A 15,921-nucleotide genomic window follows, 5' to 3' on the forward strand; every position below is an offset into this window, starting at 1 on the left:
TAACGGCTTATACGTGCTCTCCTCGGCGCGCCGGGCTTTCTGGCCACCGTGGCGACCGCGCGCGTCACGCGCGCTGCCGCGGACCTCAGCGTCGGGAGGTCAGGACCACACGATTTCGCCGTCCGCGATATCAGCGCTCGTCCCGCGCCGCCATCGCGTCCATCGCATTGCCGGCCCAACGTTCGTGACGACGCGTACGCCCCTCATCAGGACCGGAATGGCGGGAGGATAGGCATGATTTATGATTTTCGGAATAGATTTATTTTTGGCTCGGGCTCTTGAAAGGGAGCTTCATATTGGGCGCGCTGGAGAAAGGAACGTTTCGGCGCAGGCCGTGGACGGAGCGCTTGCGCGCCGACTCTGGCGTGCCGTGTTCGGCACTCTGCCCGACGGGCGAATCGGGGCGTCATGAAGAATGCTGGCGATCGCAGATTCAGATCGAGCGCGTGCGAGACTCCGGGCCTCGCCCTTCGAGACGCCCGCCTGCGGCGGGCTCCTCAGGGTGAGGGTTGAAGGCGGTTTTTGCGGAGGGGAGATCGGGTTGCGAAGCTCATCGATCCAAGCTCGAGCGTCCGTACGCTCTCCATCGCGCATAGCTCGCAGTCAACGTGCAGCTCCGGCGTCGTAGCCCAACCCTCATGGTGAGGAGCGCCGCGCGCGGCGCGTCTCGAACCATGCGGCCCCAAACGGCGCGTCACTCCATAGGCCATCGCTCCGCCTGCAGGGCGAAATTGGATCGCATTGCGAGCGCCGCGACAGCATGCAGCCCCGCTACCCCACATTCGGCTCGCCGCCGTCGGTTGCGAGCTTCGTGGCCAGGATCTTGTCGATGCGGCGGCCGTCGAGGTCGACGATTTCGAAGCGCCAGCCTTGCAGCTCGAAGCTCTGGCCGACCTCCGGCACGCTGCCGAAGTGCTGCAGCACGAGGCCGGCGACGGTGTGGTAGCCGCGATGCGGCGGCACCTCGATGGCCAGCACGTCGGCGAACTCGTCGAGCGGCATCCAGCCGGAGACCAGCAGCGAGCCGTCGTCGCGGCGGACGCAGGCGGGCTCCGGCGGACCCTCCTCGGATGAAAAGGCGCCGACGATGGATTCGAGAATATCCGCCGCGGTCACCACGCCTTCGAACGCGCCGTACTCGTCGTGCACGAGGCCCATATGCACGGGCGACACCTTCAGGATCGCGATGACGTCGCGGGCATCGACGGTCGACGGAATGATCGGCACCTCGCGCACCAGGCCGCGCAGGTCCGGCGTCTCGTCGCGCAGATAGGCGGCCAGCAGGTCCTTGGCCTGGAGCACGCCGATCGGGCGGTCGCGCTCGCCATCGGACACCGGCAGGCGCGAATGCGGGCTCCTGGCGAGCAGCTCGCGGATCGCCTTGGGATCGTCGTTGAGATCGACGACGTCGACCTCGGGGCGCGGAGTCATGATGGCGCCGACCGGACGGTCGCCGAGCCGCATCACGCCGGCGATCATCTCCTTCTCGCCGGGCTCGAGTACGCCGGCGGTTTCGGCCTCGCGCACCAGATGATGAATCTCTGCCTCCGAGACCTTCTCCTCGGCCTCGCCGGAGCGGCCGAGCAGCGCCAGGATCAGCTTGCCGGAGAGATCGAGCAGCACGACGAGCGGCAGCGACACCTTGGCGAGCAGCTGCATCGCGGGCGCGACGCGGACGGCGATCGCCTCGGGATCGCGCAGCGCGAGCTGCTTCGGCACCAGCTCGCCGACGATCAGGGTCGCATAGGTGATGATGGTGACGACGAGGCCGACGCCGACGATGTCGGCGACGGAGGCCGACATCCCCATCTCCAGCAGCGATTGCGTCAGGCGCTGGCCCAGCGTGGCCCCGGAGAAGGCGCCGGAGAGCACGCCGACGAGCGTGATGCCGATCTGCACCGTCGACAGGAAACGGCCGGGGTCCGACGCCAGGTTCAGCGCCCGGCGTGCGCCGGATACGCCCTTTTCAGCCAATAGCGCCAGCCGCGCGGGGCGCGACGACACGATGGCCAGCTCGGACATGGATAACAGTCCGTTGACGACGATGAGCACGACGATGATGGCGAGTTCGGCGGACAGCATTGCGACCTGGTGTGACGCCCGGACGGGCGGGAAGCGACAGCTCCTAGCATATGGGGATGGCCGCCGCCCAATGCCGCGTTGCAGTGGGCGCATGGCGGCCTGCGGCCACAAGGCGGGACAGTTTGGCGCACCGGCGGCACCAGAACCTCCGCTGTCGTCCCGGCCTTGAGCCGGGACCCATAACCGCCGGCCGGGATGAGGCAGGCCACTGGCAGTGAACTCCCTCGATAGCGTCCGCGGTATGGGTCCCGGCGTTCGCCGGGACGACGCTGAATTTGACGAGGCGCCGCTGGCTCCGCGGCGTCATTGCGAGCGCAGCGAAGCAATCCAGGGGCCGTGGACGGGACTCTGGATTGCTTTGTCGCTGCGCTCCTCGCAATGACGTGGAGAGAGTCTCCATACAGCAGCGCGCCGCGCTCGCGTGGACAGTTGCCACCCCAGCAGCGGCGTTACCCTCAGAAATCCCCGTGCAGCCGTCCCGAGAAGATCGACACGGGGCCGCGGTCGGCGTTGTAGGCGGGGTTGTTGACGAACTGATAGTCGGCCGTGAAGGTCAGGTATTTGTTGATCGAATAGGCGTAGTAGGCCTCGATGATGTTCTCGCGGCGATAGTTCAGCGCGCCGTCGCCGATCAGCGGGCCGAGGCCGCCGGCGGCGAGGAAGTCGCGGTGATCGCGCGACAGGCCGTTGGTCACGCCGGCGAGGCCGATGGTGTCGTCGGGGCGGCCCCAGCGATTGCCCTTGATCGAGGTGCCGAACGACAGGCTGTTGTCGATGTCGGTGAACGCCATGATCTCGGTCTTGCCGTCGTTCCAGCTCCAGCGTCCGAACAGGCCGAGCTCGTCCGACAGCGCCTGGTCGAACGAGACGACGTAGCCGTATTTGGGGCGGCCGCGGCGGGTCTGGGTGATGTCGAGATTGAGCGCGGGATTGTCGAGCGTCTCGCGATAGCTGCCGGAGAAGGTGTTGTTGAAGAAGCCGATCGTGCGCAGATGGCCCGGCTGCGAGAACAGCTGATAGCGCGTCTCAAGCTCCACCACGTATTCGCCGCGCCGGAACACGTTCATGTCGAAACTGTTCGAGTTCGAGGTGGCGTCGACCAGGAAATAGCCGGCGCGCAGCGCCCAGTTCTTCTGGTTGAGCTCGGCGGTGGCGCCATAGGTCAGGCCGAGCTTGTCGGCGGCATAGTCGAAGGCGCCGGGCGCCCAGATCGACCAGTTCATGAAATCCTTGCGCGCGTCCTTGGCGTAGGCGTTGCCGTCGAACACGTCGAGCACGGGAAATTTGCCGATCTGGAAGGTGAGACGCGAGATGTCCTGCTTGCCGGAGAGCTGCAGCTGGCCGGAGCCGAGCTGCTCCTGCTCGCCGCCGAAGCCGAAGGTCTGGCGCAGGAACAGCCGCGACGTGTTGTAGTGCGGGTAGGGGAAGTCCGACTTCTGCGCCTCGCCATTGGAAAAGCCGCCGAGGCCGACCGTGTTGTTGAGGCCGAAGCCCTGCAGCAGCTCCGGATTGTAGTAGACCTCGCCGCCGTCCCACAGCCGCGCATTGATGAACAGGCTGTTGCTCCAGGTTTCCTGGAACTGGCGCGCGGGCGTCAGGCTGTTGGGGCCGGTATAGGCGGCGCGGAAGGCCGGATAGCCCTGGCCGATCGCGGTGGATTGGCCGTGGATCTCCCAGCGATCGGATTCCGTATCGGATGGATCGTTCTTGAGCTTGAGCTCCTGGCCGCCGGCAAAGTCGAGCTTGCGGTTGAGGCCGACGCGCAGGGTCTGGAAGTCGAGCGCCGAATTGTAGCTGGCGCCGTTGCCGAAGCGGACGCCGCCATTCTCGAAGCCGTAGTAGAGGTATTCGAGCCGCCAGCTCCAATCCGGCGCGAAGGCGCGCTCGATGCCGGCGCCGGCCACCCAGCCGAGCCGGGTGGTCAGCCGCTTCTCGGTGTTGCCGGCCGGATCGGTGTTGATGAAGCGGCCGCCGGTCCAGGCGACGCCGCCGGTGGCATAGACCAGCCAGTCGCCCTGGGCGTAGCCGACGCGGCCGCGCGCCGTGGCGACATAGTCCCACAGCTCCGACACGTTGGAGCCGGGCGTGCCGAGCATCGCCACGGTGTGATTCGACGTCAGATAGTTCGGGAAGCTGAAATCGCCTTCGAGGCCAAGCAGCAGGCCGGAGCGCGTCACCCAATTGTAGCCGGCCTGCACGCCGCCGGTGAGGCCGTTGAAGCGGCTGCCGGCGCTTGCCACACCGGTCGGATCCGTCAGCGTCACGCTGGCATGGTCACGGGTGTAGCCGGCATGGCCGCCGACATAGAGCCCGGTCCAGTCGAACACGGTCTGCGCCACCCGCGCCTTGACCGGCAGGTCGGCGGCAGCGGCGGGTGCCGCGAGCGGGCCGAGGCCGGCGAGCATGGTGCCGGCCACGAGCATCTCTCGGGTGCGGTTCGAGCGGATCATGGCGGCAGGGTCCCAGGCGGAGCACACGACACAGACGTTAGTCAGAACCTGATTGCCTGCGCACAGTCACGCGAAGAATGCGGAAGTGCCCATGTTCGGGCGCAGCTGTGTGCACGGCGCGGCAAATGATGGCTTATCTTTGTTGCAAATAAGTTGCAACAGCGAAAGTGGCGCAGATCCTCGCGCCTCCTTTGCCCGCTCTCCATGACAGCCGTGCAACAAACAACCCGCCCGGATGGGGACCGGGCGGGCTGTCGCGACGCGGGCGGGGGTGAGGGGGGCACCCGCGTCGAGGCGGGGGAGCGGGGCAGCACGAGGTCGGTGCGGGGAGCGGGGCGGTGGCCCGGGCGGATCAGCGCGGCCGACGCCCCGGTATCAATAGCCGCAGGCCCGGACGCGTCCGAGATACTGGCCGTAGATGTCGTATTGCGGCACCCAGCGGCAATAGCGGTAGCCGCCGTAGTAGTAACCGTCATTGCTGGCCGCGATGGCGCTGCCGACGACGGCGGCTCCGAGGAGGCCGGCGCCGACGCCCCAGCCCCAGCCGTGATGGAAGCCGTGGGCTTCGGCGGGCCTGGCGGTCGCGGCGATGCTGCCGGTGACGGCGAGCGCGGCCAGCGCAAGGGCGGCCATCTTGCTCTTGATCGACATGGTGTGAGCTCCTGTGTCTTTGCGTTGGAGCGGCCGGTTGCTGGTCGCTTGCCAATTGGACGGAGCCTTGTCGAAAGCGGTTCGAATCACCTCGTCCTGGCCCGGGCGAGGTTGGGATTCACGAGGAAAGACAGTCGCTTGCGCTGGATCTAACGGCTTGCCCGCGGGCCGGCGGCGAGCGTGTTCACGTCGAATTTATCGACGTCTTCGAGCAGCGCGCAGAACGCGCGCGCGCCGTGGTCGAGCACGCGCTCGCCCTTTTCCGCCGAGGCCTGCGTGGCATCGCCGACCGCGCCGCTCGGATTGAGATCCTGCGTCTGCCACGCCAGCGGCGCCGGGCGCTGTGTCGACAGCACCCGGTAAGTCTGCTCCATGGCGACAGCCGAGGAGGCGAAATTCGCGATGGCCTCGCGGCGCACGAGCTGCGGATGCCGGGCCAGCATGATCGAGGTCTCGACCGCGCCGCCATGGATGCCGTGGCGCAGCTCGTCGGCGCTGAACAGGCCATCCGGCGCGCCGAAGCGCGACCACGACGTCGTCACCACCAGCATGCGATGCGCGGCGCGGAGGTCCTGCGCGACCAGCGTCATCGCGGCACTGTTGCCGCCATGGCTGGTGACGATCACGAGCTTGCGGATCCCGGCGCGCGCGACGCTGTCGCCGAGCGCGCGCCAGCTTTGCAGCGCGGTCTCGGTCGGCACGGTGAGCGTGCCCGGAAAATCGATGTGCTCGGTCGAGATGCCGACCGGCTGCACCGGCAGGATCGTCACCGGCAGCGCCGGCGGCAGCAGCGCGCGGACGCGGGCCAGATAGGCCTCGGCGATGTGGACGTCGGTGCCGAGGGGCAGATGCGGCCCGTGCTGCTCGGTGGCGGCGAGCGGCAGCACCGCGATCCAGCCCGCCACGTCAGGCGTTTCCAGAGCGGTCCAGTTCAGCTCGGTCCAGTCGCGGGGCGGCACGGTCATCGCGCGGGCCATTTCCTTCGTCGGTCGGGCAGGGTAGTTATCACCCGACGATCTTAACATGTTCAGCCAGAAAGACCCGGGGAGACCAGACATGGCGCAGTCGCTTCTGTCGCGAACGTTAACGGCGGCATTGCTGGTCATCGGCGGGACCCTGGGCGTCACGGTCTCCGCCGCGCAGCCCCAGACCCTGGACAAGGTCTCGTTCGGCACCAACTGGGTGGCCGAGGCCGAGCATGGCGGCTTCTTCCAGGCGGTCGCCGACGGCACCTACAAGCGCTACGGGCTCGACGTGACGATCGTGCCGGGCGGTCCGAACGAGAACAACCGGATGCTGCTGATCTCCGGCAAGATCGAGTTCTTCATGGCGGCGAACACGCTGATGGCGTTCGACGCGGTCGCCAACAACGTGCCGGTGGTGTCGATCGCGGCGATGTTCCAGAAGGACCCGCAGGTGTTCCTGACCCATCCGGAGTCCAAGGTCACCAAGCTCGAGGAACTGAAGCCGCTGACCCTGTTCGTCTCCAAGGAGGGCATCTCCAGCTACTATCAATGGCTGAAGTCGGAATACGGCTTCTCCGAGAAGAACGTCCGGCCCTACACCTTCAATCCGCAGCCCTTCATCGCCACGCCGCAGAGTGCGATGCAGGGCTACGTCACCTCCGAGCCGTTCGCGGTCGAGCGCGCCGCCGGCTTCAAGCCCGGCGTGATCCTGCTCGCCGACAACGGCTTCAACACCTACTCGACGCTGATCGAGACACGGCGCGACCTGATCGAGAACAAGCCGGATCTCGTCCAGCGTTTCGTCGACGCCTCGATCATCGGCTGGTACACCTACATCTATGGCGACAATTCCGCAGGCAATGCGCTGATCAAGAAGATGAACCCGGAGATGACCGACGACCTGCTCGCCTATTCCGTCGCCAAGATGAAGGAATATGGCATCGTCGATTCCGGCGACAGCCTCGACAAGGGCATCGGCGCCATGACCGAGGAGCGCATCACCAGCTTCTTCGACAAGATGGTGCGCGCCGGCGTCGTCAAGCCGACGATCGACTATCGCAAATCCTACACGCTGCGCTTCGTCAACAAGGGCGTCGGCGTCGATCTCCGGCCGAAGCAGTAGGTCGCGTGAGCGGCGCCGTCGGCAGATGAGTTCGCCCCCTTCGTCCGCGCGTGCCGCCGAGGTCGCGGTGCGGCTGCGCGGCGTGACAAAGGTCTATGAGTCCGGCGTCGCGGCGCTCGGGCCGATCGATCTGTCGATCGGCAAGGGCGAGTTCGTCTCGCTGCTCGGTCCCTCCGGTTGCGGCAAGTCGACGGCGCTGCGGCTGATCGCGGGGCTTGCCGGGCCGAGCAGCGGCACGCTCGACATCGCGGCGGCGTCCTCCGCCGTTCATCCCGGCCATCGCATCGGCTTCGTGTTCCAGGAGCCGACGCTGATGCCGTGGACCAGCGTGCGCGACAATGTCGGCCTGCCGCTCAAGCTCGCCCATGTCGCTGCATCGGAGGCGCGGCCGCGCATCGATGCGGCGCTGGCGCAGGTGGGCCTCGCCGATTTCGCCGACGCGTTTCCGCGCGAATTGTCCGGCGGCATGAAGATGCGGGCCTCGCTGGCGCGGGCGCTGGTGACGCGGCCGGACATCCTTCTGATGGACGAGCCGTTCGCGGCGCTCGACGAGATCACGCGCTTCCGCCTCAACAACGACCTGCTGGCGCTGTGGCGCAGCCTGAACATGACCGTCCTGTTCGTCACCCATTCGGTGTTCGAGTCGGTCTATCTGTCGCAGCGCGTGCTGGTGATGACGGCGCGGCCCGGCCGCCTCAGCGCCGAAATCCCGATCGACGCCGAGACGCGCGACGATGCCTTCCGCGCCTCGCGCGATTATGCCGACTATTGCCGCCGCGTTTCGGATGCGCTGGCGCCGGCCTATACCGGAGTGCATGCGCTGTGAGCGGGCGTGAGCGCAGCGCAGTCGTGTCCGGCGCGCGGCTGGCGAGCTTCGCCTTTCCGGCCGTGGTGTTCATCGCCGCGATGGCGGCGTGGGAATTGGTGGTTCGGATCAACGGCATCCAGCCCTATGTGCTGCCGGGACCGCTGTTGGTGCTGAAGACGCTGGTCAATGACTGGGACATCCTGTCCCAGTCGCTGCTGACGACGCTGGTCACGACGCTCGAAGGCTTCATCGCGGCCGCGCTCGGCGGCATCGCGCTGGCGCTCCTGTTCAACCAGTCGCGCTGGCTGGAATGGGCGCTGTTTCCCTATGCCGTGGTGCTGCAGGTCACGCCGGTCATCGCGATCGCGCCGCTGCTCCTGATCTACCTGCCGCAGCAGACCGCCGTCGTGACCTGCGCCTGGATCGTCGGCTTCTTCCCGGTGCTGTCCAACACCGCGCTCGGGCTCAATTCGGTCGACCGCAATCTCGCCGGGCTGTTCCAGCTCTACGGCGCCTCGCGCTGGCAGACGCTGCGTTATCTGAAGCTGCCGGCGGCGCTGCCCTACATTCTCGGTGGCCTGCGGATCGCCGGCGGCCTGTCGCTGATCGGCGCCGTCGTGGCGGAGATCGCGGCCGGCAGCGCCGGCGCCGGATCGGGGCTCGCTTACCGCATCGCGGAATCCGGCTATCGACTCAACATACCCCGCATGTTCGCGGCGCTGGTGCTGCTGTCGGTGGCCGGGATTGTCATCTATGGCTTGCTGGCGCTAGTTTCGCACCTCGTTTTGCGGCGCTGGCATGAGAGCGCGCTTGGAAAGGATAGCTGATGGCGGCCACTTCGTCTGACAAGGTCGATGTTCTGATCTATGGGCCGCTGCGGCCGATCCTGGAAAAGGGGTTCCCGGACAGCTTCAATGTGCACCATGCGACGACGCAGGCCGATCTCGAAGCGCTGCCGGCCGAGGTGAAGGGCCGCATCCGCGGCGTCGCCGTGACCTTCCATACCGTCAAGACCGACGCCGCCGTCATGGCCATGCTGCCGAAGCTCGAGATGATCGCGAGCTTCGGCGTCGGCTACGACCACATCGCCGCCGCCCATGCCGGCCAGCACGGCATCATCGTCACCAACACGCCGGACGTGCTGACGGAGGAGGTGGCCGACGTCGCCCTCGGCCTGCTGATCGCGACCTGCCGCGAGTTCATCAAGGCCGACCGCTTCGTGCGCTCCGGCGAGTGGACGGCAAAAGCCTATCCGCTCAGCGTCGGCTCGCTGCGCGACCGCACCGTCGGCATGGTCGGCATGGGCCGTATCGGCCAGGCCATCGCGCGGCGGCTCGAGGCCTCGCTGGTGCCGGTGGTCTATCACTCGCGCAACCCGGCCGCCGGCGTCGCCAACAAGCATTATCCCGACCTGCTGCAGATGGCCAAGGATGTCGACACGCTGGTCGTGATCGTGCCCGGCGGGGCGGGCACCAACAAGATCGTCAACGCCGAGGTGCTGAAGGCGCTGGGACCGCGCGGCGTCGTCGTCAACGTCGCGCGCGGCTCGGTGATCGACGAGGCGGCGCTGGTCGAGGCGCTGAAGTCCGGCACGATTCTCGCCGCCGGCCTCGACGTGTTCGAGAAGGAGCCGGCGGTCCCCGACGCGCTCAAGGCGATGGACAATGTCGTGCTGCTGCCACACATCGGCTCGGCTGCCATCGTAACCCGCAACGCGATGGATCAGCTGGTCGTCGACAACCTCAAGGTCTGGTTTGCCGGCAAGCCGCCGCTGACGCCCGTTCCGGAAACGCCGGTGAAAGGCCGCTGATGAAACCTGCACTCCCATTGCTGATCGCGCTCTCGTCCTCGCTGGCCGTCATGCCTGCCCTGGCGCAGGACGCGGCCAGCCTCAAGAAGGCGATGATCGGGCAGTGGGAGCTCGCGACCACCGAACGCAGCAAGACCTGCGTGATGACGTTCAAGCCCGATGCGGGACAGCGCGGGCTGAAGCTCGAGATGGAGCCTGCCTGCGCCACCGCGCTGCCGTTCACCAAGGACATCGCCGGCTGGAACGTGAAGGGACTCGGCGACATCGTCAGCCTGCAGTCCGCCAATGGCGAGGCGGTGATCGACTTCACCGAGGTCGAGGCCGGCATCTTCGAGGGCCTGCGCCAGGGCGAGGGCGTCTACATCCTGCAAAACCTGGCGGCGGCGCGCTCGCTGGCCAAATCGATGGACCAGATGATCGGCGACTGGTCCATGGTCGACGGCAATGGCGCGGCCGTGTGCAGCCTGGTGCTGACGAACACCGACGCGGGCAACGACAATTTCCAGGTGTTCGTGAAGCCGAAATGCGATCCCAAGGTTGCGGCTTTCGCGCCGACGCAATGGCGGCTGGAGCACGGCCAGATGATGCTGATGTCGGCGCGCGGCGAGACCTGGAAGTTCGAGGCCGACGACAATGCGCAATGGCGCCTCGTGCCGGACAGCGCCACGCCGCTGATCATGCTCCGGCAATGAGGCGCGAGCCTCCGCGGCGTTAACGATTGCGAAAGGCCGGTTAACGTTTCGTTGCGGCTTGGTCCTGTTATCTGAACGTGTTGTTTACGCGATTTGCGTCTGATGGTTGTCCCAACGTCGGGAGCCGGCCATGCAGATGCTGTTGCGCAGGTTCACCCATTCGCTGCCGTCGTTCAGCCTCAGCGACAAGATCAGCGCGGCCGCGGCCGCCTTCGCCGTCCTCGTCATGCTTTCGACCTTCGGCGCGCTTTCGGCGCTCCGCGAGCAGCGTCTGTTCTACGAGCGGCTCGAGACCGTCTCCGAGGCGGCCCGCAACATCGAGCGCATCAACGCGCTGATCTACGCCGTGGTGATGGAGTCGCGCGGCATCTACATGTCGGTCGATCGCAACGTCGCCCGGCGCTACGCGGACTCGCAGCTCGTCAAGCTCGCGCAGCTCAGCAAGGTCGTCGAGGACTGGCAGGCCCGGATCACCGACGAGGACGCTTCCGTGTTCGCCCCGTTCAGGAAGCGGATCGATCAGTTCGTCGAATTCCGCACCGAGATGGCGCGTCGTACGATCTCGGTCGGCGCGGCGGCGGCGCGCGAGCTCGGCGACAACGACCAGAATCGCGCGGTGCGGACCGCGCTTAACGAGGACCTCGAGCAATTGTCGCGGCTCTATGCCGACCGCACCCGCGAGCTCGGCGATGCCGTCGACGAACGCGGTCTCGCCTCGTTCTTCCTCGGCGGACTCGGCCTCGTCATCGTGTCGCTGATCGTAGCCGCCGCGCTGGCGATGCGCTGGGGCGTGCTGATGCCGCTGCTCGACATCGCCCGTGTCACCGACCGCATCGCGGCCGGCCGCATCAAGCTGAAGATTCCGCATGCCCATCGCCAGGACGAGATCGGGCACGTCGCGCATGCCGTCGAGACCTATCAGAACAACGCGTTCCGCCTGCAGGAGCTCGAGGAGCACGAGGTCGAAATCGAGCGGCAGTACACCGATATCCTGCGCGACCATGAGCGGCTCGAGCAGGGCGCGATCAGCAGCCAGCAGCGGCTCGACGCCGCGGTTGCCAACATGGCCCAGGGCCTGATCATGCTCGACAGCTTCGGCTACGTGCTGATGGTCAACGACCAGTACCGCAAGCTCTATGGTCTTCCAGCGTCGCTGGCCAGGCCCGGCGCGCACATGCGCGAGATCCTCGCACATCGCGCCAAGCTCGGGCTCTTGCGCGAGAAGCCGTCGGAGTATCTCGCCGCGCTGCGCGAGCGCATGAAGGAGCGCAGGCCCGAGATCGTCGAGGTCGAACTCGCGGACGGCCGCATCATCCGCATCTCGGAGCGGCCAATGGACGGCGGCGGCTGGATCGCCACGCATGAGGACTTCACCACGCAGCGGCGCAACGAGCGGGTGCTGGCCCGGGCGGAATACTTCCTGGCGGCGCTCTTGGAAAACATTCCGCAGGCCGTCGTCGCAAAGGACGCCCAGTCGCTGCGCTACGTGTTCGTCAACCGCGCCACCGAGACGCTGTTCGGCCTGCCGCGCTCGGAGATCATCGGCCGGGCCGCGCGGGAGCTGTTCCCCGAGCCGACCGGCGCGCTGCTCGAAAGCTTCGATCGCGACCATCTCGACGAAACGGCCGACCAGACCCCGAAGGCGCACGTCATCGAAACGCCGGGCAACGGCAAGCGTGATGTCGTGGTCCGTCGCCTCCCGGTCTCGGTCGGGGAGGGCGAGCCGAAATACCTGCTCAGCATCGTCGAGGACCGCACCCGGGATCAGCGCGCCGCAGCATGAGCTTTGGCCGATGAGGCGGCCATTCGGCCGGATCCCCCGGCGCCGCGCGTTTGTTTCGGGTTAATCGCGCTTCGCCAGCACTCGCGCTGGTCCGTAGCCTCCCTTTACGAATTGCTGCTGCGATGAGCTCCCGAAATGAGGGAGCGAGCCATGATGACGGCATGGCATGATCTGCAGGCGCGGTTCACCGCGTTCAGTGTCAAGGATCGCATCTCCAGCGGCGCGGCGGTGTTCGCGGTGCTCATCGCACTGCTGATGTCGGGAGCGCTGTATTCGTTTCACGAGCAGCGTCAGCTGACCCAGCTGCTCGGAAGTGCCAACAGCGCCAACCGGCAGATCGAGCGCACCAATGCGCTGATCTATGCCGTCGTGATGGAATCGCGCGGCATCTACATGTCGGCGGAGCGCAACGTCGCCCGGCGCTATGCCGAATCCCTGCTGCAGAAATGCGTCGAGCTGGTGAAGGCGGTGGACGACTGGCAGGATCTGGTGCGCGCCGAGGACGCCGAGCTGTTCGGGCCGTTCAAGCGCCGGATCGATCAGTTCGTCGCGTTCCGCAGGGAGATGGCGCGGCGCACGCTGGCGGTCGGGTCGACGGCCGCGCGCGAGCTCGGCGACAACGACGACAACCGCGCCGTCCGGACCGCGCTCAACGAGGATCTCGAACGGCTTGCGCATGTCTACGAGGCCCGGTCCCGGAGCATCGCCGCGATGGCGGATCAGAGCCGATGGGTCTCGCTGACCCTGTTCGCATTCGGCGCTGTCCTCATGGTCTTCACCGGCGTGGCCGCTTATCTCCTGCATTATACGATCGTCAATCCCCTGCTCGAGATCGCGCGAACCACCGGCCGGATCGCCGGCGGCCGCATCAAGCTCCTCATTCCGCATGCCAAGCGGGACGACGAGATCGGCCAGGTGGCGAGGGCGGTGGAGGCGTATCAGGACGCTGCTTCGCGGGTCAGCGAGCTGGAGCTGCACGGGCTCGAGGTCGAGCGCGAGCACGCCGAGTTCAGCCGAGAGCGCGAACAGCTCGAGGAGCGGGCACTGACGGGCAAGTGGCGCCTGGAGGCGGCCCTCAAGAACATGGCGCAGGGCCTGATCATGCTCGACAAGTCGGGGACCGTGCTGGTCGTCAACGAGCAGTATCGCAACATCTACGGCGTCCCCGCATCGATCGCCAAGCCCGGCGCGACGATGCGCGACATTCTCGGCCACCGCGTCAAGAGCGGCGTGTTCACCGGCGACGTCGAGCAGTATCTCGCCGACCTGATGGCGCGGATCAAGGCGCGCCGGCCCTGCATCACCGAGGTCGAGCTGGCCGACGATCACGTCATCCGCATCTCCGAGCGTCCGATGGATGGCGGCGGCTGGGTCGCGACGCACGAGGATTTCACGGTGCATCGGCGCAACGAGCGCATGCTGGTGCGCGCCGAATATTTTCTCGCCGTGCTGCTGGAGAACATTCCGCAGGCCGTGCTCGCGATGGACGCGCGCAGCTTGCGCTACGTGTTCGTCAACCGCGCCACCGAGACGCTGTTGGGCGTGCGGCGCGCGGCCATCCTCGGCCGCACCGCGAGCGAGGTGTTTCCGGAGCCCACGGGCGCTCAGCTCGAGAGCCTCGACCGCGAGACGCTGGCCACGGCGGCCGATCCCGCGCCGCGGGCGCAGAGCATCGCCACGCCCGGCAACGGCATGCGTGACGTGGTCATGCGCCGGCTGCCGGTGGCGATCGACGGCGATGAGCCGAAATTCCTGCTCAGCATCATCGAGGATCATACGCGCGATCAGCGCGCCGCAGCATGAGTCGAACCGGACGATCCCGTGATTCTGCTGCCTTGACTGCGCCTTGATCTGCATCAAGAACGGGCAAACCGGGCGGACTAGCGTGCCCGGAACGGAGGCCTGCTCATGACTCGACGTCTGGGGATTTCCTTTGCCACTCGCTTTAGTGCTGTGGCGCTGCTGATGCTCGCGACCATCGCGCCGCTGCATCAGGCTGCCGCGCAGGATGTGCTCGGTGGTGCGATCCTCGGAGGCGCCGGCGGCGCCATCCTGGGCGGCGCGATCGGCGGCGGACGTGGCGCGGCGATCGGCGCCGTGATCGGGGCGGGCACCGGTGCGGCCATCGCGGCCGATGGCGAGCGGCGGCGCGGCGGCTACTACGCCTATCGCAACGGCTGCTACCTGCAACGCGCCGACGGATCCTGGGTCCGCGCGCATCCTCGCTACTGCTACTGAGACTCTCCAACTCTCGCTGCGCCGGTGAGACCGCGTGGACGGATGCGGCTCACCGCTCGACCGCGCGTTCCAGCGCGGCGATGACGCGTTGGTCCTCGCAATGAGCGACGTTGAAGCGCATCATTGCGGTGGCTGATTGCGCCGCGCTGAAGACGTCGCCGGGCGCCAGCACGACATCGTCTTCCAGCGCCGCCTGCGCGACCGCGATCGCCGTGCATCCCTCCGGCAGCCTGCACCACAGATGAAAGCCGCCGCGCGGCATCAGCCAGGGCGTGATGCCGAGGCGCTGCAGCCGTGCGGCGATTCGCGGCCGTATCCGCGCCAGTCGCGCGCGCAGCTCCTCGACATGCTTGCGGTAGCTCCCGCCGGTCAGCACCTGCGCCAGCGTCTCCGCGGCGAATTGCCCGGGTCCGCCGAAGCCGGTGGCGATCTGCAGGTCGATCAGCGGCTCGATCCAGTCGGCGCGGCCTGCGATGTAGCCGCAGCGGATCGATGCCGACAAGGTCTTGGAGAAGCTGCCGATCAGGAGCACGCGCGAAAGCCCGTCGAGTGCGGCGAGCCGCGGCGATGGCTCCGGCTCGAAGTCGCCGTAGATGTCGTCCTCGATGATGATCGTGTCATGCGCGCTGGCGGCGTTGAGCAGCCGGTGCGCCGTCTGCAGCGAGAGCGTCGCGCCGGTCGGATTGTGCAGGCCGGAATTGGTGATGTAGAGCCGCGGCCGTTCCGCGGCGAGCACCGCCTCGAACTGCGCGATATCGGGACCGTGCGGCGTCATCGGCACGCTGACGATCCGCGCCTGGTGCGCACGCAGCAGCGCCAGGAAATTGAAGTAGCAGGGATCGTCGACGACGACGGTGTCGCCGGGCCGCAGCAGCATGCGGCAGATCAGATCGATCGCCTGCGTCCCCGATGACGTCAAGAGCAGTTGCTCGCTCGAAGCCGCGATGCCGAGGCCGGCAAGCCGGCCCTGCAGCACCCGGCGCAGCGCGGCCGATCCGCGGGTCGCGCCGTAGTGGGTCAGCTCAGGGCCGTCGCCGCGCGCCAGAGCGCGGACCGCGCGGCGCAGCGCCTCCTGCGGCATCCAGTCCGCCGGCAGCCACCCGCAGCCCGGCGTCAGCGTGGTCGCGTCGGCATCGAGCGACTGCCGCGACACCCAGAACGGATCGACCGCGCGCGGCCGGCGCGGCTCGAGCTCGGCGAGCGCGAGCGGCGGCAGTGCCGTCTCCGCGACATAGAACCCGGAACCGCGACGGGCGCGAATGATGCCCTCGGCCGCAAGCCGGTCGTAGGCCTCGACGACGGTGGCCGGAGACACGCGC

Annotated in this window: 13 protein-coding genes; 8 read left to right on the top strand and 5 right to left on the bottom strand. The window is 67.3% G+C overall.

What is annotated here, in order from left to right:
- Window positions 1-771 precede the first annotated feature (771 nt).
- From BRAS3809_RS00585 to BRAS3809_RS00600, 4 genes are all read right to left on the bottom strand, one after another.
- The gene (locus tag BRAS3809_RS00585; RefSeq protein WP_008960155.1) at window positions 772-2,082 is read right to left on the bottom strand and encodes a hemolysin family protein; all 1,311 of its coding nucleotides are present in this window, start codon (window positions 2,080-2,082) and stop codon (window positions 772-774) included.
- Window positions 2,083-2,537: 455 nt separating this feature from the next.
- Window positions 2,538-4,532, bottom strand: coding sequence for a carbohydrate porin (locus BRAS3809_RS00590; protein WP_008960156.1), 1,995 nt, complete (start codon window positions 4,530-4,532; stop codon window positions 2,538-2,540).
- A gap of 375 nt (window positions 4,533-4,907) precedes the next feature.
- Entirely contained in the window at window positions 4,908-5,183 is a 276-nt protein-coding gene (locus BRAS3809_RS00595) for a hypothetical protein (protein WP_008960157.1), read from the bottom strand.
- 149 nt (window positions 5,184-5,332) lie between these two features.
- Window positions 5,333-6,160 (bottom strand): creatininase family protein, encoded by an 828-nt coding sequence (locus BRAS3809_RS00600; RefSeq protein ID WP_008960158.1) that lies wholly within the window; start codon window positions 6,158-6,160, stop codon window positions 5,333-5,335.
- Between the two features lie 79 nt (window positions 6,161-6,239).
- On the opposite strand from BRAS3809_RS00600, the gene BRAS3809_RS00605 reads away from it, so the two are divergent.
- From BRAS3809_RS00605 to BRAS3809_RS00640, 8 genes are all read left to right on the top strand, one after another.
- Window positions 6,240-7,271: an ABC transporter substrate-binding protein gene (locus BRAS3809_RS00605; protein WP_008960159.1), complete on the top strand. Its 1,032-nt coding sequence runs from the start codon at window positions 6,240-6,242 to the stop codon at window positions 7,269-7,271.
- A gap of 25 nt (window positions 7,272-7,296) precedes the next feature.
- The gene (locus BRAS3809_RS00610; protein ID WP_008960160.1) at window positions 7,297-8,097 is read left to right on the top strand and encodes an ABC transporter ATP-binding protein; all 801 of its coding nucleotides are present in this window, start codon (window positions 7,297-7,299) and stop codon (window positions 8,095-8,097) included.
- The gene (locus BRAS3809_RS00615) at window positions 8,094-8,906 is read left to right on the top strand and encodes an ABC transporter permease (protein ID WP_008960161.1); all 813 of its coding nucleotides are present in this window, start codon (window positions 8,094-8,096) and stop codon (window positions 8,904-8,906) included. Before BRAS3809_RS00610 ends, BRAS3809_RS00615 begins: the two co-directional genes overlap by 4 nt.
- Window positions 8,906-9,889, top strand: coding sequence for a 2-hydroxyacid dehydrogenase (locus BRAS3809_RS00620; protein WP_008960162.1), 984 nt, complete (start codon window positions 8,906-8,908; stop codon window positions 9,887-9,889). The genes BRAS3809_RS00615 and BRAS3809_RS00620 overlap by 1 nt, the downstream gene beginning before the upstream one ends.
- A 92-nt stretch (window positions 9,890-9,981) precedes the next feature.
- On the top strand, window positions 9,982-10,581 hold the full coding sequence (locus tag BRAS3809_RS00625) for an AprI/Inh family metalloprotease inhibitor (protein WP_008960163.1): 600 nt from the start codon (window positions 9,982-9,984) through the stop codon (window positions 10,579-10,581).
- Window positions 10,582-10,717: 136 nt separating this feature from the next.
- Window positions 10,718-12,364, top strand: coding sequence for a PAS-domain containing protein (locus BRAS3809_RS00630; protein WP_008960164.1), 1,647 nt, complete (start codon window positions 10,718-10,720; stop codon window positions 12,362-12,364).
- A gap of 150 nt (window positions 12,365-12,514) precedes the next feature.
- Complete coding sequence (locus BRAS3809_RS00635) at window positions 12,515-14,167, top strand: PAS-domain containing protein (protein ID WP_008960165.1); 1,653 nt, start codon at window positions 12,515-12,517, stop codon at window positions 14,165-14,167.
- Window positions 14,168-14,272: 105 nt separating this feature from the next.
- Window positions 14,273-14,602, top strand: a complete 330-nt coding sequence (locus tag BRAS3809_RS00640; RefSeq protein ID WP_008960166.1) for a YMGG-like glycine zipper-containing protein — start codon at window positions 14,273-14,275, stop codon at window positions 14,600-14,602.
- Between the two features lie 49 nt (window positions 14,603-14,651).
- On the opposite strand, the gene BRAS3809_RS00645 is transcribed toward BRAS3809_RS00640, so the two are convergent.
- Window positions 14,652-15,921 (bottom strand): aminotransferase-like domain-containing protein (locus BRAS3809_RS00645; protein ID WP_035654764.1); only part of this gene is annotated, 1,270 nt, incomplete at its 5' end.

The organism is Bradyrhizobium sp. STM 3809, from assembly GCF_000239795.1.
Classification (GTDB): domain Bacteria; phylum Pseudomonadota; class Alphaproteobacteria; order Rhizobiales; family Xanthobacteraceae; genus Bradyrhizobium.

Excerpts from the sequence above, each read along its gene's own strand:
- BRAS3809_RS00585 (WP_008960155.1), bottom strand. The coding sequence starts at position 2,082 with ATGCTGTCCGCCGAACTCGCCATCATCGTCGTGCTCATCGTCGTCAAC.
- BRAS3809_RS00590 (WP_008960156.1), bottom strand. The coding sequence starts at position 4,532 with ATGATCCGCTCGAACCGCACCCGAGAGATGCTCGTGGCCGGCACCATG.
- BRAS3809_RS00595 (WP_008960157.1), bottom strand. The coding sequence starts at position 5,183 with ATGTCGATCAAGAGCAAGATGGCCGCCCTTGCGCTGGCCGCGCTCGCC.
- BRAS3809_RS00600 (WP_008960158.1), bottom strand. The coding sequence starts at position 6,160 with ATGGCCCGCGCGATGACCGTGCCGCCCCGCGACTGGACCGAGCTGAAC.
- BRAS3809_RS00605 (WP_008960159.1), top strand. The coding sequence starts at position 6,240 with ATGGCGCAGTCGCTTCTGTCGCGAACGTTAACGGCGGCATTGCTGGTC.
- BRAS3809_RS00610 (WP_008960160.1), top strand. The coding sequence starts at position 7,297 with ATGAGTTCGCCCCCTTCGTCCGCGCGTGCCGCCGAGGTCGCGGTGCGG.
- BRAS3809_RS00620 (WP_008960162.1), top strand. The coding sequence starts at position 8,906 with ATGGCGGCCACTTCGTCTGACAAGGTCGATGTTCTGATCTATGGGCCG.
- BRAS3809_RS00625 (WP_008960163.1), top strand. The coding sequence starts at position 9,982 with ATGATCGGGCAGTGGGAGCTCGCGACCACCGAACGCAGCAAGACCTGC.
- BRAS3809_RS00630 (WP_008960164.1), top strand. The coding sequence starts at position 10,718 with ATGCTGTTGCGCAGGTTCACCCATTCGCTGCCGTCGTTCAGCCTCAGC.
- BRAS3809_RS00635 (WP_008960165.1), top strand. The coding sequence starts at position 12,515 with ATGATGACGGCATGGCATGATCTGCAGGCGCGGTTCACCGCGTTCAGT.
- BRAS3809_RS00640 (WP_008960166.1), top strand. The coding sequence starts at position 14,273 with ATGACTCGACGTCTGGGGATTTCCTTTGCCACTCGCTTTAGTGCTGTG.